A 20,046-nucleotide genomic window follows, 5' to 3' on the forward strand; every position below is an offset into this window, starting at 1 on the left:
CCAGCGTCCGGATATTTACAACGCCTATGACGGACAGGCGGTGATCTAAGCTGGTGCTTTCAATTTCGCGCGTCTGTATCGCAGCCACACGACTGCAAAATAGCCGAGCGATGTCGCGGCCAGGATCACAGGCAATGTGGCAACGGCTGACCATGCGGCCAGTTCGGCGAGGCTCAGTTGATGATGAGGATGAAGCGGTCGACTGGCATTCAAGGCATACAGAAACCAGAAGGCGGTAGCGGCACTCACAATCAGGCAGATGAACCAGCGACGCAAGGTGTAGCCGATCCCCGCTCCGACGATGATCCCCGGAATGGCAAGCAGGTACAACTCGGTCTGCCAAATCCCCGCGAGGTCACGTGCAAACAGAAAGATCTTCATGACGGATCCCAGAGCGCCAGACGTCATAGCTGTCCTGCTACTAGAAAACGTTAACGGGATCGGCGCAATTCGCGCCGTGCAACCGTGCCGATCGGTCGCCCCTCAGCATCCCCGGCAGATGCCGCTCATGCTGCGATAGACCGCGTCGTCGTCCTGCCGCATCTGCTTGAGCGATTCGAGTGTGGTGCTCTCGCGTGGTGGCTCGGGCTTGCGCTTGGTCGCAAGCTCTTCCTCCTGCCGCTTGTAGCAGGCCTCGCGGTCGGCCTTGGCCTGGATGAAGCGGCAGTTCTGCTCCACTGCGGAAGCCGGCGCGGCCGAGATCGCAAGGCAGATCAGCGAAATCAGGGTGCGTTTCAAAGACATCGATCCTAGGGGCGCCTGTTCTGTCAGTTCCGCCGAGCGGGATCAATCGTCTTTTGGCGCCATAGGACTTTACATCGTCGATCCCTTTGTCGAGATAGCAAAAAGGGCCCACCTTGGGTCTCAAACGACCGGATTATCGTCTTGCAGAGAAAATCCATTCGGGAACCTGCGCGCCAGGTCCCGCTCTATGGCGAATATGAAGTGGTGGTGCTCGGCGGTGGGCCGGCCGGCATCGTCGCGGCTGCCTCGGCGGCGCAGGCGGGTCGGCGAACGCTTCTGATCGAGCGTTACGGCTTTCTGGGGGGCATGGGCACGGCCGCCGGTGTCACCAATTTCTGTGGCTTGCACGGCAATGTCCATGGCAGGCACCACCGTCTCGTGCAGGGCATGGCCTCCGAGCTGCTCGCGCGAATCGATCGGCTCGACGGCCTCAACAAGCCGCATCTGATCCTCGGCAAGGTCTTTGCGCAAGCCTACGACACCGCGGCCTACAAGATCGCGGCTGATGATCTCCTTGCAAGCCACAACGTCGACATCCTCTTCCATGCGCTCGGCGCCGGCGTCGTGATGGGCGATGCGCGCCGTATCGACGTGCTGATGGTCGAGACCAAGGCCGGACGGCAAGCGGTGCGAGCTGAGATCTTCATCGATTGCTCCGGCGACGGCGATCTCGCAGTCTGGTCCGGTGCGCCCTACGAGATCGGCGACGAACACGGCCATCCGCTTTACCCGTCGATGATGTTCCGCCTCAACGGTATCGATCCCGAGAAGGCTGGCGAGGCCTGGCGTACCATTCCGCAATTGATGGAAAAGGCGCTCGCCACCGGCACGCACAGCTTTCCGCGCAAAAGCGCGATCGTGCGGCCGCAGCGCCATGGCATCGAATGGCGGGTGAATTTCACGCAAGTCGCGCGCGAGGACGGCCATGCCATCAACGGCATCGAGCCTGGTGATCTCACTCGCGGCGAAATCGAGGGCCGTCGCCAAGCGCTCGCCGCCTTCGAATTCCTGCGCACCGTGCCAGGCTTTGAAAAATCCTATATCGTCGATCTGCCGCCGCAGCTCGGCATCCGCGAGACCCGCCGCATCAAGGGCGGCTACCAGCTCAGCGGCGAGGACGTGCTCACCTGCGCCTCGTTCGAGGACTCGATCGGCGTCAACGGCTGGCCGATCGAGGCCCATGTGCCGGGCGACGTCGTCTTCACCTTCCCGCCGATCCCCGAATCGCGCGGCTACAACGAATTGCCGTATCGCATGCTGGTGCCGGAGAGCGTAGACAATCTCCTGGTCGCAGGCCGCTGCGCCTCCATGACCCATGAGGGCCAGTCGGCGGCACGCGTCTCCGGGGCCTGCTTCGCGATGGGGGAGGCGGCCGGTTCCGCTGCTGCGCTGGCGCTGGCAGGCAACCAGATCCCGCGTGACATCCCGGTTGAAAAACTGCAGGAAACATTGAAACAACAGGGCGCCTTCATCGGGCGGGACCAGACCGTGCCAGAGGGCCTGTGAAGAAACGACGGAGGAAGACGGATGGGTTGGGTTGCGCGGTTCGCGGGTGTAGGCTTGTTGGCGCTGACGACGATTGCAGCAGCGCAGGCCGAGGAGGCGCTGAAGGCGAAAGTTGGCGTGCTCAGGCTGTCGTCCTCCGCGCCGGTCTTCATCGCGCAGGACAAGGGCTATTTCCGCGACGCCGGCCTCGATATCGAGCTGAAGTTCTTCGATGCGGCGCAGCCGATCGCGGTCGCCACCACCTCGGGCGACGTTGATTTCGGCATCACCGCCTTCACCGCAGGTCTCTACAATCTCGCCGGCAAAGGCACGCTGAAGGTCATCGGCGGCATGAGCCGCGAAAAGGCCGGCTATCCCCTGATCGGCTATTTCGCCAGCAACAACGCTTACGCGGCCGGGCTAAAGACGCCGAAGGATCTCGCCGGCAAGCGAGTGGCTATGACGCAGGTCGGATCATCCTTTCACTATTCGCTCGGCCTGCTCGCGGACAAATATCACTTCAAGCTATCCGACGTGAAGATCGTGCCGCTGCAATCGCTGTCGAATGCGGCGGCGGCGCTGAAGGGCGAAACGGTCGACGCCGCGCTGCTTCCCATCTCCACCGCGCGAAAGCTGATGGATGACGGCGGCGCGAAATTCCTTGGCTGGGTCGGCGACGAGACGCCCTGGCAGCTCGGCGCCGTGTTCGCCTCGCCCAAGACACTCGCCAACAAAGTGTTGGTGACGAAGCTGCTCGGCGCGCTGGCAAGAGCCGATCGCGAATATCACGACGTCATCCTGGCTGCGATGAAGAATGGCACCGTGCCGATCAACGAGCAGACAAAGCCGCTGCTTGAGATCATCGCCAAGTATACCAACCTGCCGGTCGAGCAGGTGGTCGGCAATTGCGCCTATATCGATCCCGACGGCAAGCTGGACGTCAAGGACGTCGACAACCAGATCAAATGGCTGCAAGAGCAGGGTTTTGCCGACAAGGGTTTTGACGCGGACGCGATCATCGCGAAGGACTATGTGAAGGCGGATTGATGCCCCAGGCGACCCACTATCCCCGTCGCCCTTCGAGACCTCCGCTGCGCTCCGGCACTTCCGGGTGACGGTGTGAGAAGAGACAACGATTGATGGACCTGATCGCCAACCACATCACCCATCGCTTCGGCGAGCTCGCCGTGCTCGACGACGTGTCCTTCACCATCAGCGCGGGCGAGGTGGTGGCGATTGTCGGGCCGTCGGGTTGCGGCAAGAGCACGCTGCTGTCGATTCTGGGTGGGCTGCTGCTGCCGTCATCCGGCGTAGCGGAGCTGCGCGGCGCGCCGCCGTCCGACAGCCTCAATCCGCTGACCTTCGTGTTCCAGGATTTTGCGCTGCTGCCCTGGGCCACGGTGGAGGAGAACGTCGAATTCCCGCTGCTGCACACCCAGCTTTCGTCCGCACAGCGCCGCGCACAGGTCGACGATGCCCTGCGCCGTACGGGACTTACTGATTTTCGCACGACCTATCCAAAGCAGCTTTCCGGCGGCATGCGCCAGCGCGTCGGCATTTCGCGCGCGCTTGCGGTGAGACCCGCCATCCTCTTGATGGACGAGCCGCTCTCGGCGCTGGATTCGCAGACCCGCGAGCTGTTGATGGAGGATTTCGTCGGCCTGCTCGCCGATGGCGGCATGGGCGCGGTCTATGTCACTCATAATCTCGAAGAGGCCGCGCGGCTTGCCGACCGCATCGTCGTGCTGTCGCGGCGACCCGGCCGCATTCGCGAGGTCGTCACGGTGCCGATGACGCGCGCCGAACGCGGCGAGGCTGCTGCGCGCGAAAAACTGCTCGCGCTCCAGAACCAGATCTGGTCGCTGATCCGCAACGAAGCGATCGATGCCGAGCGCGAGGTTCAGCATGCTTGATCGCGCAACCCGGGCAGAAGCGCAGACGAAGGAGGCGGTGACGCGGCCGGTGCGCTTCCGCGGCGCGGGCTTCGTGCCGGCGAGCAGCCGGTTTGGCGGCTGGGTCGCGCTCGCGCTCGTCATCGCGCTCTGGCAGGCCGCGGGCAGTGCGCGCCTCGTCAATCCACTGTTCCTGCCGGCGCCCTCGGCGATCGCACGCGCTATCTACGAGCTCGCGGCTTCCGGTGCGCTCTGGCAGCATCTCTCGGCCTCGCTGCTGCGCATCGGTGTCGGCTGGCTGCTCGGCACCGCGGCCGGCGTTGTCGTCGGGTTTGCCATTGGTCTCTCACGGCTCGCGCGCAGCGTCGGCATCACCTTCATCTCGGCACTGTTCCCGATTCCGAAGATCGCGCTGCTGCCACTGCTCATCCTCTGGCTCGGCATCGGCGAAGAGCCGAAGATCGCGACCATTGCGCTCGGAGTGTTCTTCTCGACCGCGATCTCGGTCTATAGCGGTGTCGATGCGGTGCCGCGCAACCTCATCCGGATGGCGCAGAGCTTCAACGTGCCGTTCGCGACCATCGTGCGCAAGGTAATCTGGCCGGGTGCGCTGCCCTCGATTCTCGCCGGCTTCCGCATCACGGCGTCGGTCGCGCTCCTGCTCGTCGTCAGCGCCGAGATGATCGGTGCCCAGTTCGGCATCGGCGCCTTCGTGCTCCAGGCCGGCAATCTCATGCAGACGGATCAGCTGCTTGCGGGCGTGGTGATCCTGTCGGTATTCGGGCTGGCGGTGGGGAAGGTCATCAACTGGCTGGAAACGCGGCTGCTGCACTGGCGATGAGGGTTGGCACAAAAGCCGTAGGGTGGGCAAAGCGGAGCGTGCCCACCACTTGGTAACGCGGATCGATGGTGGGCACGGCGCGAGTGCGCCTTTGCCCACCCTACGGCATCGTCTTGTCACGCATTCCCGCGATCCTCGCGGAAGAGGTCGAGCTTCTGCTGCACCGGACGGTCGGAGAAGCTGAACAGCACGGCATCCGCCTCGGCCTCGTGCGTGACCCAGTGCCAGCTCGGCGCCACGAACAGGTCGCGCGGGCCCCATTCGAAGGTCGCATCGCCGATGCGGGTGCGGCCCTTGCCTTCGACGGCGCAGAACACGGTCGCGTCGGTGGAGCGATAGCGCGCGGTCTTGAAACCCCTCGGCAGGAGCTGGATGAACGTGCCGATGGTCGGCATCGCGTAGTCGCCGGTCTCGGGGTTGCTGAACTTCAGCTTCAAGCCGTGGCAGGCGTCCCATTCCTCGCGCGCTCTGGCTTTTTCCAGCGCTTCGCGGGTGTAGGCATAGGGATAGCTGAAGATCGGCGAGGTCTTCGACGACCGCTTCATGTCGACCGGCAGCAGATTGTGGCCGTAGCGCGCAAAGCTGTCGCCAGCGGGTTTCGTGATCTTCTGCTGATCCTCCTTGGCGCCTTCAGCGAACGAGCAGTCGAAGAATTGCACGAGGGGGATATCGAGGCCGTCGAGCCAGAACATCGGCTCATCCGTCTCGTTGGAATGATCGTGCCAGGTCATCGACGGTGTGATGATGAAGTCGCCGGGCTCCATCGCGGTGCGCTCGCCGTCGACGGCAGTGTGGGCGCCCTTGCCCTCGAGCACGAAGCGCAGGGCCGACTGGCTGTGGCGATGCGCAGGCGCGACGTCGCCGGGCACCACCATCTGCACACCGGCATAGAGCGAGGTCGTGATCTTCGACTGCCCGCGCAGGCCGGGATTTTCCAGGATCAACACCCGCCGCTCGGCTTCCTTGGCGGTGATCAGCTTGCCCGCTTCGGTCATGTAGTCGCGGATGACGTCGAACTCCCACAAATGCGGCCGGCAGGCGCTCCTTGGCTCCGGCGTGATCAAGTCGCTCATCACGGTCCAGAGCGCGGTGAGGTTTTCGCCGTCGATCTTCCTGTAGAACGCCTCGCGTTCCGGCGTCTTCGCTACGGCTTCCATGGCGAGCCTCCCGTTCGTTTTGTAGATTGACAGTATACTGCCAATCTAGGTAGCGTCAACTTGATGGCCGCCATGAAGATGGCGTCATTCCGGGGCGCCCGCAGGGCGAACTGCGGTGCGCAATTGCGCACCTGAGAATCTCGAGATTCCGGGTTCTCGCTTCGCGAGCCCCCGAATGACGTGCAAGAAAATCCATGGGAGGGTTCCGATGAAGCTGCACGGCTATTTCCGCTCCAGCGCGGCCTATCGGGTGCGGATTGCGCTGAACCTGAAGGGGCTGACCGCCGCTCACCTGCCGCATCATTTGCGCAAGGGCGAGCAATGCGCGCCCGCCTACCTCGCCATCAACCCGCAAGGCCTGGTGCCGACGCTGGAGGATGATGCGGGCACAATCCTCACGCAGTCGCTCGCCATCATCGAATGGCTGGACGAGACCCACCCCAATCCGCCGCTGCTGCCGAAGGATAGCCTGCGCCGCGCCAAGGTGCGGGCGTTTGCGTTGGCCATCGCCTGCGACACCCATCCGGTGCAAAACCTGAAAGTGCTGGCGCGCCTGCGCGAACTGGGGCTGGCCGAGGAGAAGGTCCAGGAATGGGCCGCCTGGGTCAATCGCGAGGGGCTGTCGGCCTGCGAGATGCTGGTGAAAGACGAGGTGGGGCCGTTCTGCTTCGGCGACGCGCCGACGCTCGCCGATCTCTGCCTGGTGCCGCAGCTCGGCAATGCCCGCCGCTTCGGGGTCGACGTCTCGGCTTATCCGTGCCTGCTCAAGGCGGAAGCCGCAGCGAAGGCGCTGCCGGCTTTCGCCAATGCGGTGCCGGAGAAGCAGCCCGATGCCGAGTAAGCCTGCCCCTCCGATCACGATGGACGCGGTCTATGCCGCGCCGGGTTATCTGTTCCGGCGCATGCAGCAGATCGCGGTCTCGATCTTCATGGAGGAGTGCAAGGCCTTCGACCTGACGCCGGTGCAATATGCGGCGCTGGTTGCGATCCACACCCATCCCGGCATCGACGCGACGCGGCTGTCCGCGGTGATCGCCTTCGACCGCTCGACCCTCGGCAGCGTCATCGAGCGGCTCCAGGCCAAGGATTATATCGAGCGCAAGCCGGCGCCCGAGGACAAGCGGATCAAGCTGCTCTATCTGACGAGGCAGGGTGCAGGGATCCTCAAGGACATCATCCCAGCGGTCGAGCGCGCGCAGGCGCGCATGCTGGAGCCGCTCAAGCCCGGCGACCGCAAGACCCTGATGACGCTGCTCGTGCAACTCGTCGATCTCAACAACGAAGCCTCCCGCGTCCCCCTTCGCGCCGAGGACGCGCTGGAACATCTGGGGAAGGCGGGGTGAGGGGGCGATGCGAGTGAGGTTGCACTTGCGCCTCACCACCGACGTCGTCCCGGGGGCGACGCTGAGATTGGGGCCGCGCCGTCGTGGCAATTTCAGGTGTCGTTCCCCGCGAAAGCGGGGAATCCAGTACGCCGCGGCTTCTCCGTATTCGTCGCCGCCTCTGGAATACTGGATCGCCCGCCCCAGTGCGCAATTGCGCACAAGGCGGGCGATGACACTGAGGATGTGGCTGCCAAGTACACGTCACGCACCTCGCCCCTCATCCCGGACTCCCGCCGTTCTTCTCCGCCTCGTAGCGCGCCATGAAGGCCGGCGACATATGGCGCAGGCGCGCATCGTCGATCCGCCCGGAGCGGGTGATGTAGCTATAGGCAAATTCCATCAGGTCGAGCTTCATGTGTTCGGCAAAGTGCTCGTACCAGCCGGCCGAGGTGCGCGCGGCGCTGACGAGCTTTTGCACGATTGGTTTGCGCTCGGCCTGGTAGCGGTGCAGCGCGGTTGCAAGATGCGCGTCGGATTCCAGCGCCTTCACCAGCGAGATTGCGTCCTCGATCGCGAGCCGCGTGCCTGAGCCGATCGAGAAATGCGCCGAGTGCAGCGCGTCGCCGATCAGCACCATGTTCTTGAACGACCAGTGCTCGTTCCAGACCCAGGGGAAATTGCGCCAGACCGATTTGTTGGAGACCAGACAGTGACCGCCGAGCGTATCGGCAAAGACCTCCTCGCAGACGCCTTTTGACTGCTCGAGGTCCTTGTAGGCGAAACCGTAGGCCTGCCAGGTGGCATGGTCGCACTCGACCAGGAAGGTGCTCATGGTCGGCGAGTAGCGGTAGTGATGGGCGTTGAAGGCGCCGCGATCGGTCTTCACGAAGGTCTGTGACAGCGTGTCGAAGCGTTTCGAGGTGCCGTACCAGACGAACTTGTTGGAGGAGTAGGACAGCGAGGTGCCGAAATCGCCCTCGTACGAGCGACGCACCAGCGAGTTGAGCCCGTCGGCGGCGACGATCAGATCATGGCCGTTGAGCTGATCGATGGAATGGATCTGCGTGTCGAAGCGCGGTGTGACGCCGGCATCGAGCGCGCGCTGCTGGAGGAATTTCAGAAGATCGAGCCGTCCGATCGAGGAAAAGCCGACGCCGTCGATGGCGACGCTGTCCGCGCCCAGATTCAGCGTGATGTTCTCCCAACTCTCCATGTGCGGCGCGATGGCGTCGACCGTCTCGGGGTCGTCCGCGCGCAGGAACTCCAGCGCCTCGTCCGAGAACACCACGCCAAAGCCCCAGGTCGCGTCGGCCGGGTTCTGCTCGAACAGGTCGACCTGGTCGTCGGGGTGACGCTTCTTCCAGAGATAGGCGAAGTAGAGCCCGCCAGGCCCCCCGCCGATCACGGCGATCCGCAACGTCGTCCTCCCTGATTGAAAGTATTCTTGCTATTCGAGCTAGGGGCTAGATCTGCTCTGGTCCGCAGCGCCAGAGCAATGATCGACAAGGGCCATGCGTTCGTTCCTCCTCCCGGTCTTGTCGTGATCAAAATCGAAGAGTCAGCAACCTCTCTGTGGTGTCAGCGACTGCGCACGCCGCCAGACATCGCCGCGCGGAACTGGCCATGCGCGGCGTTGTGCGATCCTAGCGCGATCCTAGCGCGCAGCGAAGGGGGCAAGGACCTCCTTGCAGGCGGGTGACAGCGAGCCGGCATTGGTCGCGAGGCATTGCGCGATGCGGCCGCCGCCCGGCGCCACACCTGCGCACAGCGTGCGGACGTCGCCGCCGCATGCCGAACGCACGATGAGCAGCTCTTCGCGCGGCCGCAACGGCCGCAGGACGATGGCCGCTGGCGCTGCCGCGGGAGCCGCGCCCGTGGGCGCTGCGGCGGCTGACGCGCCGCCACCGCCGGTCGCGGCGCTCACCGCTTTTGCGCAGGCGGGCGAGACCCTCGCCTTGTTCTTCTCCAGGCATTCGAGCGCGGGCGCGCCGCCAGGCGGCACGCCGGCGCAGACTTTTGGATAGTCGGAGCGGCAGGCACTCTTGATCGCGGAGACCTGTGCGCTGCTCGGCTGCCTGGCCGCGGCAGCTTTGGGCGCCTCGGCTTTGGGTGCTTCGGTCGTGGCGGGCGTTTTGGCGGGTTCGGCGGCAGGCGCCGATTCAGCCTTCGGTGCGGCCGGTGCGGCTTCGGTCTTCGGCGCAGCCGCCGGTTCGATCGCGCGCACCGCGCTCTGGCAGGCCGACGACAGGCTCGGCATGTTCTTGTTCAGGCACTGCAGTGCCTCGGCACCGCCCGGCGTCACGCTCGCGCAATGCGCCTGATAGTCGGCCCGGCATGCGGACCGGATCGCACTCTTCTGTGCGTCGGTCGGGGCCCGCGCGAAGATCGGTGCTGCAGTTGCGAAGAGAGCCGCCGCCAGCAACGCGCTGCGCGTTGCGACAATTCCAGAGCTATTGAACATTTGCGCCAATTCCTGCCCTTGGTGAAGCCCATGCCTTGAAAATCGGAGCTTCGAAAAAAGTCATATGATCGCAATCGGCGCGAGGGCTATCTCGCGCACGGCATCATTGGCCGCTTTGGCATCTACCGCAAGTAGATTGTGCCCGCCGAATGTGGCGGGACAACATCGTCAGAGCTTGACCATACGCTTGCCGCGGTTCTCGCCCGCAAGCAATCCGATCAACGCCCGCGGCGTGTTCTCCAGGCCGTCTATGATGTCCTCCTGCACCTTCAACTGTCCCGACTTGACCCAGGCTTGCAGGTCGGCGAGCGCGTGCTGGCTCCGGCTCATATAGTCCGTCACGATGAAGCCCTGCATCACGAGCCGCTTCACCACGATCAAGCCGGGCACGCCGCGCGGGCCATGCGCGGACGGCGCGCGGTCATATTGCGAGATTGCACCGCAGCAGGCGATGCGGCCGTAATTGTTCATCTGTGGCAGGCAGGCTTCCAGAATGTCGCCGCCGACATTGTCGAAATAGACGTCAACGCCATCAGGTGCAGCCGCGCGCAGCGCCTTGAACACCGCGCCGTCCTTGTAGTCGACCGCGGCATCGAAGCCGAGTTCCGCTGTGAGCCAGTTGCATTTGTCTGCGCCGCCGGCAATTCCGATCACGCGACATCCCCTGATCTTGGCGATCTGTCCGACGATCGATCCGACCGAGCCCGCGGCGGCCGAGACAACGACCGTCTCGCCTTCCTTGGGCTTGCCGATCTCCAGCAGGCCGAAATAGGCGGTGAGGCCGGCGATGCCGAACACGCTGAGCAGATGCGTCAGCGGCTCGAGCTTCGGCATTTTCGTGAGATGCTTTGCGGGCACCGCGGCGTAGTCCTGCCAGCCGGTATCGCCGAACACGATGTCGCCGGCTGCGATCCCCGCTGCCTTTGAGCTGACGACCTCGGCGATGGCGCCGCCGGCCATCACGCTGTTGGCCTCGACCGCCGAACGATAGGTCGCGCCATGCATCCAGGCACGGTTGGCGGCATCGAGCGAGATGTAGCGCACGCGCAACAGCGCCTCGCCGTCCTTCGGCTCCGGCACGGCGCCCTCGACCATCTTGAAATGCTCCGGTCCGAGCTTGCCGCTCGGCTTCTCGACCAGGAGGATCTGGCGATTGACGGTCCCGCTCATGGTAGTCCCCTCTTCAATTGTTTGACTTTTATTGATGCAGGTGCCGCGCAGAAATCATGCAAGCCGCATCCGTTGTGCGCTGCGTGAAAGCTAGATCGCTCCACCCTTTTTCACAACGGGAACATCCGGCCAACGCGAGCGCTCGCCAAGCGTGTTGCGTCGCTGTCAAAATCTGCGACACTGTGAAGCGCCGGTGTACGTGGGGGTAAGCGATGTCGAACAGGTTTACGCAATACATTCTGGTCGCGATGGTGCTGGGCATCATCGTGGGGTCGGCGATCTACAATTTCATGCCCGACACCCGTGCCGAGTGGGCCTCCTCGATCAACCTGATCGCCATGATGTTCCTGCGCCTGATCAAGATGATCATCGCGCCGCTGGTGTTCGCGACCCTGGTCGGCGGCATCGCACATATGGGTTCGGGTGCAAGGCTCGGGCGCATCTTCGCCAAGACCATGGGCTGGTTCGTCAGCGCCTCCTTCGTGTCGCTGCTGCTCGGCCTCGTGATGGTCAACCTGCTCCAGCCCGGCGCGAACTTCCCCGGAACGCTGCCGGAGAAGGGGCAGTCGACGGGATTGCCCGTCTCGGCCTTCTCGATCGAGAAATTCCTGACCCATCTGATCCCGACCTCGATCGCGGACGCGATGGCGCAGAACGAGATCCTGCAGATCGTGATCTTCGCCGTGTTCTTCTCGGTGGCGATGGGCGCCATGCCTGAGCGCTCGAAGCCGATCCTCAGCCTGATCGACGACATTTCCCACATCATGCTGAAGGTGACGAGCTATGTGATGCTGTTCGCGCCGCTCGCGGTCTGGGCCGCGATCACCGCCACCGTCGCCAAGAACGGTCTCCTCGTGCTGTGGAAGCTCGTCGTGTTCATGGGCGGCTTCTACCTGTCGCTGCTGATCCTGTGGGCCATCCTGGTCGTCGTCGGCTTCGTCGCGATCGGACCGCGCTACGCCCATCTGCTGCGGCTGATCCGCGAGCCATTGATGATCGCGTTCTCGACCGCGAGCTCGGAGGCCGCCTATCCGAAGACGCTGGAGGGCCTGACCAAGTTCGGCGCCTCCTCGCGCATATCGAGCTTCGTACTGCCGCTCGGCTACTCCTTCAACCTCGACGGCACGATGATGTACTGCACCTTCGCCAGCATCTTCATCGCGCAGACCTATCACATCGAGATGTCGCTCGCGACCCAGCTCGCGATGCTCGCAACCCTGATGATCACCTCCAAGGGCGTCGCCGGCGTGCCACGTGCCTCGCTCGTGGTGATCGCATCGACGCTTTCCCAGTTCGGCATCCCCGAGGCGGGCCTGTTGATGATCATGGGCATCGACACCTTCCTCGACATGGGGCGCAGCGCCACCAACGTGATCGGTAATTCGCTCGCCACCGCCGTGGTCGCGAAGTGGGAAGGCGAGCTCGGGCCCGAGCATGCGCTCGGACCGGGCGAGGCGCCCACGCCGGACATGGTACCCGGCGAAGTGCCCGCGATGGCCGGCCACTGACAGGAGCGCGTCATGCGCCTGACATCGGCGATATCGGCGGGCCTGTTGCTGGCATGCGCGCTGGCAACCGGCGCCTCGGGGCAGATCGGTGGCAGCGAAGGGCTCAGCCCCACGCTCTCAGCCATCAAGAACAGTCACGTCGTGCGGCTCGGCTATCGCGAAAGCTCGCCGCCGTTCTCCTTCCTCGACCAGGCGGGCCGGCCGATCGGCTACAGCCTCGAGCTCTGCGAGGCGATCGTTGAGGAGATCGGCGTCGAGGTCGACGATCCCGATCTCAAGATCGAGTACGTCAAGGTCACCTCGGACGACCGCATCGATGCCGTGCTTCAGAACAAGATCGACCTCGAATGCGGCTCGACCACGGCCAATGCCGAACGCGGCAAACGCGTCGCGTTCTCACCGCTGATGTTCGTTGCCGGCACCAAGCTGATGGTGCCGAAGGCATCCAACGTGTCTGCCGTCGCCGACCTCAAGGGCAAGACGGTGGTGGTCACCAAGGGCACCACCAATGAGCAGGCGATGCATGCGGTCGACAAGAAGTTCTCGCTCGGCCTGAACATCATCGCCTCGCCCGATCACGAGCAGTCGTTCCAGATATTGGCGGACGGCAAGGCCGACGCGTTCGCGACCGACGACATCCTGCTCTACGGCCTGATCGTGCGCCACAAGGCGCAGGACAAGTTCCGCGTCACCGGCGATTATTTGTCCTACGACCCCTACGGCATCATGTTCCGCAAGGGCGAGCCGCAGCTCTCAGCCGTGGTCGAGCGCACCTTCCGCAAGCTCGGCTCCAACCACGACCTCGTCCCGCTCTACAACAAATGGTTCGTGGCACGGCTTCCGACCGGCGAAAGGCTCAACGTGCCGATCTCGTTGCAACTCGAGGAAGCCTTCAAGGCCATGGACGATTCGCCGGGGGCAAACAATTAGCGCGCTTGCGCTGCGGAATGATCGGGCCGCAATCCGGCTGCACCCTCTCCCCTTTTGGAAGAGGGTAACTTCGCGAAGCGAAGTCGGTTGTTGCCAAAATTGCCTGCGAAAAACCGGTAGGCCGCAGAAGACCGGTTCACAAACCTTCTCAATTTTTAGGAACGATTCGCCCCGCACCGATTATCGGCGTATGGACGAACTACTAAAACGCGCGGACAGGGCCATTCGGGATAGCGAGCTGATCCAGCGCCAGGTCTACGAATGCATCGTGCAGGCGCGCTTATGGAACGCGCGGTTCTGGCGACTGCGAGTCGCTCGCGCGAAGAAGTTGCGCGAAGTGGGCAGTCTCGCGCGCAGAGGGCCCACGCGCCGGAGTGCCAGATTGCGCGGCTCAATCGCCCAGGGCCGAAGACGCCCGATAAGGTTGTCGCCGATCAGGAAAATCCAGCGGCGAAAGGAGCTTAATGGTCTTGGGGTGGAAGCTGGCGCGGAAATACAAGCGTCTCAGCCGAACCTCGGCCCGTTGATGCAACTCGCGGCTTTCCTCGATTAGTCGCCTGGCTTCCGAGATTGCCGCCGCGGCACGGGTAATCAGCCTGTCGGCGTCCTCTAGCGCATCGGCGATCGGCGGCGCTCCCTATCCTATGCAGGCGGGAGCGCTACTGGTCTCTCAGCCACCGACGCCCACGGGCAAAGCCGAGCCGGTGATGCGAAACAACGCACCGATCAGAGAATGGTTGCCGGTCGAGGAACCCGTTGACGGGAAAAGTGCACTGAGGCCGCTGCTTCGTACAATGCCAAGCGGATTAGCTTATGCAATGGCAACTAGCTCGCGACGCGATCATTGTCCGAAACATGACCGATCCACTGTTCGAACGCGCCCGGCTTGCTATCGAGGAAAGCCGTGACCTCCAACGCCGTTGCCGCTTGCTTCATGCGGATAACGATTTCGAGCGACGGGAACTTCGTCGGGCCGTCTTCGAGAGTGCATCCATCCGAACCGAGGTCAGAGCGTTTCGTGAAAACAAGGAATGAGGCCCGCCGCAGGTGTCGCGGCGCCGAGTTCTGTCAGCGCCAGGCTTTTTCGTTCTTCTGTTCGTAGTCCTTGAAAGCCTTCTCGAGCCCGCTCAAGACCTCGGCGGATGTCTCGAACATCGCCTTCAACTGCGGTTCGTCGAACTTCTGAATGTCTTCGCGCAGATGGTTCCGGATATCCCGAAGGGCCTTCTGCATCTTCTGCGTATGGTGTCGGGGATCGCGGTCTGCGGCACCTGCCATATCCAGCCTCCTCGCCCCAGAGGATCCCCATGATCCTTCAACGCATCTGATCATAGGCATCCGCGAGAAAATGATCGAAGCTCTCAATCCGAATGAGACCTAGCCGTGGATATTCCATGTCCGTGACGATGTAGAGAGCGACCGTCAGAACACCGGCGAACAGGATCATATGCACCCAGCTTCGAGCCGCGCTCGCCGCCATGCCGAACCCGGCCAACAACGAACAGCCCAAGCCAAGCCCAAAGAGCATTAGGTATATGATTTGCGGTGGGTGCTTTTCCGCAGCACCCGCTCGGAGGCGGGCGATTTCAAACGCGGTGTTCAATGCAGGTAAGGTCAATGAGCAGGCGGGTTGGTAATCGCTCTTCGGGCAAGCCGCCAACGCCGCATTCCAAAGGCCTTCTTTCAACTGCACCAGTTGGCTCTGCTGCTCGCGGGAGAAATCCTCCATCCTCTTCCAGAGCAAGAAATCGTGTTGCATGCGGTAGAGGTCCACGCGAGCACGGACGTAATCTTTGAGCTTGCTTCTGAGTTCGTGGGCCGTATCTCTCTCGAAGAGACCTGTCCGGTCATATGCGGCAGCCACCGCCGTCGTTTCTTGAAGTACCAACTGCCGCCGGTCGTCAAATCGTTGCAGAGCGCCCGAAATGGTGAAAGCAAGCAGCAGACCCATCAAACCGAAGATGGCTCCTTCGACCGTTGACAGGCCAGCGGTGCTTTCGCCGTTTGTATGCTTGCGATAGCGCAAACCCAGGCGGCGGCCGAAGTTCAGAGAAATCATCGAGCCAACGAAGAACACGGCCGCGATCGCTACGGCAAAAAACATGAAGATCATTGCGCGCGATTTCCATTCTGGAACTCCGGCGCTATTGGTGACCAAAGCTCTTGGCAAAAGCATGGAATTCGATGACGACCGGCTTGATACCAAGAGCCCGGCGCGAAGCTCGCAAGTGCGTTTTGTTCACTTTTGGACAGAGCTTTCCATGTCGCGAAAAGCGTGCGGGAGTGTCTATCGCAGCTTCCTTCTCTCCGTTGCCACCTCGGCTTCGAGCATTTCACCGACCAGCGTCCAACTTAAAGATGGGTAAGTTGCAGACGGGAAAGATGAGCAAAGGGCGGGGAGCAGGTTCCGAAACGTAGAACCCCGGGAGGAAGCGAGGGCGAGACCATCCGTGGTCGCTGGGGCCTCGCGGAGTAAATGTAGCAGAATACTCAACCGGAGCAGCGTGGAACTACGGTGCCAGGAAAGAATGGCAACCAAGCACTGTTGCTATATCCGAAATCGCCTATTCTCGTCTAAAGAGACGGGAGGTGTACAGACTGCGTGATGTAGAACGCCAATCCCAACGACGCGGCCCCGATAGCCTCAATGACCCCTGACCCTCCTGCCGAGACCGCCATGCAATACTTGATGTGGGCGATCGAGCACATCGAGAAAGCAGGCAATCACGAGGCTGCGCGCCACGCCCGCATCGCTTTGGAAGCGCTGCGCCGGGGTATCCGATCAACGCACACCGGCAAACACGAGCCCTAACTGAAGGGTTCAGCGGCCTTTTCACAGCTCCGTCGGATCGGGATACAACGGTAGACACAGACGGTCGACGTTGTTGTTTTAATTGATTTAAGGGGAGAAGGGATGGCAGCGAGTGCGTAGCGCTCAGCCTTCTCTCCCAAACACCCGATCCAGCGCCGCGTCGTACGTCGCCTGCACCAGGTCCGGATACAGTTTCCCCAGCACCTCCATCATCACGCCGGAGTTGATCTCGAGCACCTGCCACGCGCCGTCGACACGGACGAGGTCGATGGATGCGAAGGTGATGCCGATGGCGCCAGCGGCGTCGATGGCGAGCTTTGCGCACACCCGACGCGTCTCGCCACCCTCGATGAGGACAGGCTTTGCGCCGGCATCGAGATTGTGACGCCAGGTGAGGACGCGCCGCTCGCCGTTCGGCACGACGGTGTCGAGCGCATGCGCGTCGAGATCATCCAGCTTCACCTTGGGCATCGTGCCCGCCAGTTCGCGCAGCGTCTGCACGCCGTCGCCGACCACCGACGGCCGCTCCTTGCGGTAGACCACGAGCGGTGTCTTATCGAGGAGAACGACCCGGACCTCGTCCTCGATCTCGACATAGGGCGCGATCACGAGGCCGAGGCTCATCGCGAAGATCTCGCTCACGGCGCGTTCGAGTTCGGCGCTGCTCGTTACCTTGAGAACTGACCGGCCTGCCGTGCCCTCGTTGGGCTTCACCACCAGCCCTTGCGGGTTCTGCATCACGAGCCGAAGCATCGCTTCCCACCAGCGCGGTCCAACGACGTGCTCCCCCAGCGTCGGGTTGAGAAAGAGGTGATGGGCGATAGCGGGCACGCCCGTCAGGGCGAGCACCTCCGATGTCGCCGACTTGTCGTTGGCGAGGCGATGCGCAATCGCGCTGTTGAGACCGATATCGTAGCCGAAGGCGAAGCGGCGGGTCTCGCCCCAGCCCATCGCGATCAGCCAGCCTTCCGCGCGCACGTCGATGGCGATCCCATGCCGCGCGCAATAGCTTCGTATTGCCTGGACGAATATCCGTTCATTGCTTGGCATCGTGCTTGTCCCGCCAAAAAAGTCGCTTCATGCCGGAATCGGCGGTCTGCCATGGCCAAAAGCAGAGCTATTCTTAATGAATTTCTCGCGAGCGAAACGGAAATTAAGTGCTGCCTTGCGGGCCATTTGGGCAAAGAAATTGCTGCGATGCGGCCTGAAAAGAGAAAATCGTTAATTATCCTGACAAATCAACGGGAAATGCCAGTTTGATCGGCATCAATTGCTGCGCGAACGAGGTTGATTATTGACCTCAATGCCGTAAATCAGAGACGCGAAATCATCCGCCATGACAGTGGTGTTCGCCCCACGTTGAAGGGGCCGGGCAACGCTTTTGTTCAAAACCGTATAGATTCGGAATATCGAAACACATGAGCGCGTTTTATCGAGAGAAGGTCCTCTCCGTCCAGCACTGGACCGATACCCTGTTCAGCTTCCGTGCCACTCGCGACACCGGTTTCCGGTTCCAGAACGGCCAGTTCGCGATGATCGGCCTCGAAGTGGACGGCCGTCCGTTGCTGCGCGCCTACAGCATGGCGAGCGCCAATCACGAGGAGGAGCTCGAGTTCTTCTCGATCAAGGTTCAGGACGGCCCGCTCACCTCGCGCCTCCAGAAGATCAAGGAAGGCGACACCATCCTGGTCGGCCGCAAGGCGACCGGAACGCTCGTTGCCGACAACCTGATTCCCGGCAAGCGGCTTCTCCTGCTGTCGACCGGCACCGGCCTTGCGCCGTTCGCGAGCCTGATCAAGGACCCCGACGTCTATGACCGGTTCGAGACCATCGTGCTGGTTCACGGTTGTCGCCAGGTCTCGGAACTCGCCTATGGCGAGCAGCTCGTCGCGACTTTGCGCGATGACGAATTGTTCGGGCCGATGCTCTCCGAGAAGCTCGTCTACTATCCGACCGTGACCCGCGAGCCGTTCCGGAACCGTGGCCGCATCACCGACCTCATCAACTCCGAGCAGCTTTTCAACGACATCGGCCAGGTCCCGCTCGACATCGCGACCGACCGCATCATGATGTGCGGCAGCCCGGCGATGCTCGAAGAGCTCCGCGGCATGTTCGAAGGTCGCGGCTTCACCGAAGGCTCCGGTAGCGAGCCCGGCCATTTCGTGATCGAAAAGGCCTTCGTGGAGCGCTGATCTCCGCGCGGCGCGATCCTACCCATCGTCATCCCGGGACGCGCCACCGGGTCCGCGCGACGCGCGGCCCGATGACAGGCTCCGCGCGAGCCCGGGGCCCAAAGCCCAGGCGGGAGTTGTGGCGCGAGATGGTGGTTGCGGGTCTTCGCCAAACCACTCCCTGTGATTATGGATCCCGTCTATTGCACTGCAGCAGCCCGCCCACCCTGCGGATTGATTTGCGCTGGTCGAATTCGGTAGCCTGAAACAGAAGCCGCGTCATATCCGTAAACGGGACGCGGGCGTATCATGCCCCGTCGTTTCGATGAGAGGATGTGATCGTGGCCGACGAAAATAGCAAAGCGCCGAAATCGGTCCGTGGGGCCCTGGAGCAGGGGACCATGGAGACCCTGCTGCTTCCATTCTCGCCGCGCTTCATCGTGCTGACGATCTGCGCGGTCGTCACCGCTCTCCTGATCGGCTTCGGCATCGCCGATCGCAAGATTTTCGACATCCTGATCATTCCCATCGTGATCTTCGGCGGCCTCACGCTGCTCGGCGTCCGCGATCTCCTGCAAAAGGGCCACGCGGTCCTGCGCAACTACCCGATCTCGGCACATATGCGCTTCCTGCTCGAAGAAATCCGCCCGGAGATGCGGCAGTATTTCTTCGAGAGCGAGAAGGACGGCATGCCGTTCTCGCGCGATACCCGCGCGGTGGTTTACCAGCGCGCCAAGATGCAGCTCGACAAGCGGCCCTTCGGCACACAGGAGGATGTCTATCGCGAGGGTTATGAATGGATGCATCACTCGGTCTCGCCGAAGACGCGGTCCGATGAGAAATTCCGTATCACGATCGGCGGCCCGGACTGCGCGAAGCCTTACTCCGCATCGGTATTCAACATCTCGGCCATGAGCTTTGGTGCGCTCAGCCCCAACGCCGTTCGCGCGCTCAATGCCGGCGCCAAGAGAGGCGGCTTCGCGCACGACACCGGTGAGGGCGGGGTCAGCCCCTATCACCGCGAGATGGGCGGCGACATCATCTGGGAGATCGGCTCGGGCTATTTCGGCTGCCGTCATCTCGATGGCACCTTCGATCCGGACGCGTTCGCGCGCGTCGCGACCGAAGACCAGATCAAGATGGTCGAGCTCAAGATCAGCCAGGGCGCCAAGCCCGGTCACGGCGGTGTTCTGCCGGCTGCCAAGGTCTCCGAAGAGATTTCAAAGATCCGCGGCGTGGGCATGGGCGAGGACTGCATTTCGCCGGCCTCGCATCGCGCCTTCTCCACCCCGATCGGGATGATGCAATTCGTCGCCGAGATGCGAAAGCTCTCCGGCGGCAAGCCTGCCGGCTTCAAGCTGTGCATCGGCCACACCTGGGAGTTCCTGGCGATCTGCAAGGCGATGCTGGAGACCGGCATCTATCCGGACTTCATCGTCGTCGACGGCAATGAAGGCGGCACCGGCGCCGCGCCGCTCGAGTTCATGGATCATCTGGGCATGCCGATGCGCGAGGGCGTCAACTTCGTGCACAATGCGCTGGTCGGCATC

The 20,046-nt window shown here is 62.8% G+C and carries 21 protein-coding genes; 12 read left to right on the forward strand and 9 right to left on the reverse strand.

Features of this window, described 5'->3' with window-relative positions; all coding sequences use genetic code 11:
• Positions 1-45: 45 nt before the first annotated feature.
• Positions 46-381 carry a hypothetical protein gene (locus SO180_RS23250; protein WP_449381161.1) on the reverse strand — a complete coding sequence of 112 codons (336 nt, stop codon included), beginning with the start codon at positions 379-381 and terminating at the stop codon, positions 46-48.
• A 102-nt stretch (positions 382-483) separates the two neighbouring features.
• Complete coding sequence (locus SO180_RS23255) at positions 484-744, reverse strand: hypothetical protein (protein WP_449381162.1); 261 nt, start codon at positions 742-744, stop codon at positions 484-486.
• A gap of 141 nt (positions 745-885) precedes the next feature.
• Between SO180_RS23255 and SO180_RS23260 the strand changes: the two genes are divergently transcribed.
• The 4 genes from SO180_RS23260 (at position 886) to SO180_RS23275 (ending at position 4,962) form a co-directional block, all read left to right on the forward strand.
• Complete coding sequence (locus SO180_RS23260; protein WP_449381163.1) at positions 886-2,250, forward strand: FAD-dependent oxidoreductase; 1,365 nt, start codon at positions 886-888, stop codon at positions 2,248-2,250.
• Between the two features lie 21 nt (positions 2,251-2,271).
• Positions 2,272-3,276 carry an ABC transporter substrate-binding protein gene (locus SO180_RS23265; protein WP_449381164.1) on the forward strand — a complete coding sequence of 335 codons (1,005 nt, stop codon included), beginning with the start codon at positions 2,272-2,274 and terminating at the stop codon, positions 3,274-3,276.
• Positions 3,277-3,368: 92 nt separating this feature from the next.
• Positions 3,369-4,142, forward strand: a complete 774-nt coding sequence (locus SO180_RS23270; RefSeq protein ID WP_449381182.1) for an ABC transporter ATP-binding protein — start codon at positions 3,369-3,371, stop codon at positions 4,140-4,142.
• Positions 4,135-4,962 carry an ABC transporter permease gene (locus tag SO180_RS23275; protein WP_449381165.1) on the forward strand — a complete coding sequence of 276 codons (828 nt, stop codon included), beginning with the start codon at positions 4,135-4,137 and terminating at the stop codon, positions 4,960-4,962. Before SO180_RS23270 ends, SO180_RS23275 begins: the two co-directional genes overlap by 8 nt.
• Positions 4,963-5,078: 116 nt before the next feature.
• Here the strand turns inward: SO180_RS23275 and gtdA are convergent, their stop codons facing one another.
• The gene (gene gtdA, locus SO180_RS23280) at positions 5,079-6,119 is read right to left on the reverse strand and encodes a gentisate 1,2-dioxygenase (protein ID WP_449381166.1); all 1,041 of its coding nucleotides are present in this window, start codon (positions 6,117-6,119) and stop codon (positions 5,079-5,081) included.
• Positions 6,120-6,327: 208 nt separating this feature from the next.
• Between gtdA and maiA the strand changes: the two genes are divergently transcribed.
• Positions 6,328-6,960 (forward strand): maleylacetoacetate isomerase, encoded by a 633-nt coding sequence (gene maiA / locus SO180_RS23285; RefSeq protein WP_449381167.1) that lies wholly within the window; start codon positions 6,328-6,330, stop codon positions 6,958-6,960.
• The gene (locus SO180_RS23290; protein ID WP_449381168.1) at positions 6,950-7,462 is read left to right on the forward strand and encodes a MarR family winged helix-turn-helix transcriptional regulator; all 513 of its coding nucleotides are present in this window, start codon (positions 6,950-6,952) and stop codon (positions 7,460-7,462) included. The genes maiA and SO180_RS23290 overlap by 11 nt, the downstream gene beginning before the upstream one ends.
• A 259-nt stretch (positions 7,463-7,721) precedes the next feature.
• On the opposite strand, the gene SO180_RS23295 is transcribed toward SO180_RS23290, so the two are convergent.
• The 3 genes from SO180_RS23295 to SO180_RS23305 all read right to left on the reverse strand — a co-directional run bounded on the left by SO180_RS23295 (position 7,722) and on the right by SO180_RS23305 (position 11,075).
• On the reverse strand, positions 7,722-8,861 hold the full coding sequence (locus SO180_RS23295; protein WP_449381169.1) for an FAD-dependent monooxygenase: 1,140 nt from the start codon (positions 8,859-8,861) through the stop codon (positions 7,722-7,724).
• A 237-nt stretch (positions 8,862-9,098) separates the two neighbouring features.
• A complete protein-coding gene (locus SO180_RS23300) occupies positions 9,099-9,905 on the reverse strand; it encodes a cysteine rich repeat-containing protein (protein ID WP_449381170.1) in 807 nt (268 codons plus the stop codon).
• A gap of 168 nt (positions 9,906-10,073) precedes the next feature.
• Positions 10,074-11,075 carry an NADP-dependent oxidoreductase gene (locus SO180_RS23305; protein WP_449381171.1) on the reverse strand — a complete coding sequence of 334 codons (1,002 nt, stop codon included), beginning with the start codon at positions 11,073-11,075 and terminating at the stop codon, positions 10,074-10,076.
• Positions 11,076-11,287: 212 nt separating this feature from the next.
• On the opposite strand from SO180_RS23305, the gene SO180_RS23310 reads away from it, so the two are divergent.
• The 3 genes from SO180_RS23310 to SO180_RS23320 all read left to right on the forward strand — a co-directional run bounded on the left by SO180_RS23310 (position 11,288) and on the right by SO180_RS23320 (position 14,548).
• Positions 11,288-12,583 carry a dicarboxylate/amino acid:cation symporter gene (locus tag SO180_RS23310; RefSeq protein ID WP_449381172.1) on the forward strand — a complete coding sequence of 432 codons (1,296 nt, stop codon included), beginning with the start codon at positions 11,288-11,290 and terminating at the stop codon, positions 12,581-12,583.
• A 12-nt stretch (positions 12,584-12,595) separates the two neighbouring features.
• Complete coding sequence (locus SO180_RS23315) at positions 12,596-13,513, forward strand: amino acid ABC transporter substrate-binding protein (RefSeq protein WP_449381173.1); 918 nt, start codon at positions 12,596-12,598, stop codon at positions 13,511-13,513.
• Positions 13,514-14,326: 813 nt separating this feature from the next.
• The gene (locus SO180_RS23320; RefSeq protein ID WP_449381174.1) at positions 14,327-14,548 is read left to right on the forward strand and encodes a hypothetical protein; all 222 of its coding nucleotides are present in this window, start codon (positions 14,327-14,329) and stop codon (positions 14,546-14,548) included.
• Between the two features lie 33 nt (positions 14,549-14,581).
• Here the strand turns inward: SO180_RS23320 and SO180_RS23325 are convergent, their stop codons facing one another.
• Both SO180_RS23325 and SO180_RS23330 read right to left on the reverse strand, forming a co-directional pair.
• Positions 14,582-14,791 (reverse strand): hypothetical protein, encoded by a 210-nt coding sequence (locus SO180_RS23325; protein ID WP_449381175.1) that lies wholly within the window; start codon positions 14,789-14,791, stop codon positions 14,582-14,584.
• Between the two features lie 37 nt (positions 14,792-14,828).
• Positions 14,829-15,626: a bestrophin-like domain gene (locus SO180_RS23330; protein ID WP_449381176.1), complete on the reverse strand. Its 798-nt coding sequence runs from the start codon at positions 15,624-15,626 to the stop codon at positions 14,829-14,831.
• Between SO180_RS23330 and SO180_RS23335 the strand changes: the two genes are divergently transcribed.
• Entirely contained in the window at positions 15,616-15,879 is a 264-nt protein-coding gene (locus SO180_RS23335; protein WP_449381177.1) for a hypothetical protein, read from the forward strand. The two genes, SO180_RS23330 and SO180_RS23335, sit on opposite strands and share 11 nt — an antisense overlap.
• A gap of 569 nt (positions 15,880-16,448) precedes the next feature.
• On the opposite strand, the gene SO180_RS23340 is transcribed toward SO180_RS23335, so the two are convergent.
• Positions 16,449-17,375, reverse strand: a complete 927-nt coding sequence (locus tag SO180_RS23340; protein WP_449381178.1) for an ATP-grasp domain-containing protein — start codon at positions 17,373-17,375, stop codon at positions 16,449-16,451.
• Between the two features lie 368 nt (positions 17,376-17,743).
• Between SO180_RS23340 and SO180_RS23345 the strand changes: the two genes are divergently transcribed.
• Together SO180_RS23345 and SO180_RS23350 are read left to right on the forward strand one after the other, a co-directional pair.
• Positions 17,744-18,517, forward strand: a complete 774-nt coding sequence (locus SO180_RS23345) for a ferredoxin--NADP reductase (RefSeq protein WP_449381179.1) — start codon at positions 17,744-17,746, stop codon at positions 18,515-18,517.
• A 380-nt stretch (positions 18,518-18,897) separates the two neighbouring features.
• A partial coding sequence (locus tag SO180_RS23350; protein WP_449381183.1) for an FMN-binding glutamate synthase family protein occupies positions 18,898-20,046 on the forward strand: 1,149 nt, incomplete at its 3' end.

It is taken from the genome of Bradyrhizobium sp. UFLA05-112 (assembly GCF_053572325.1).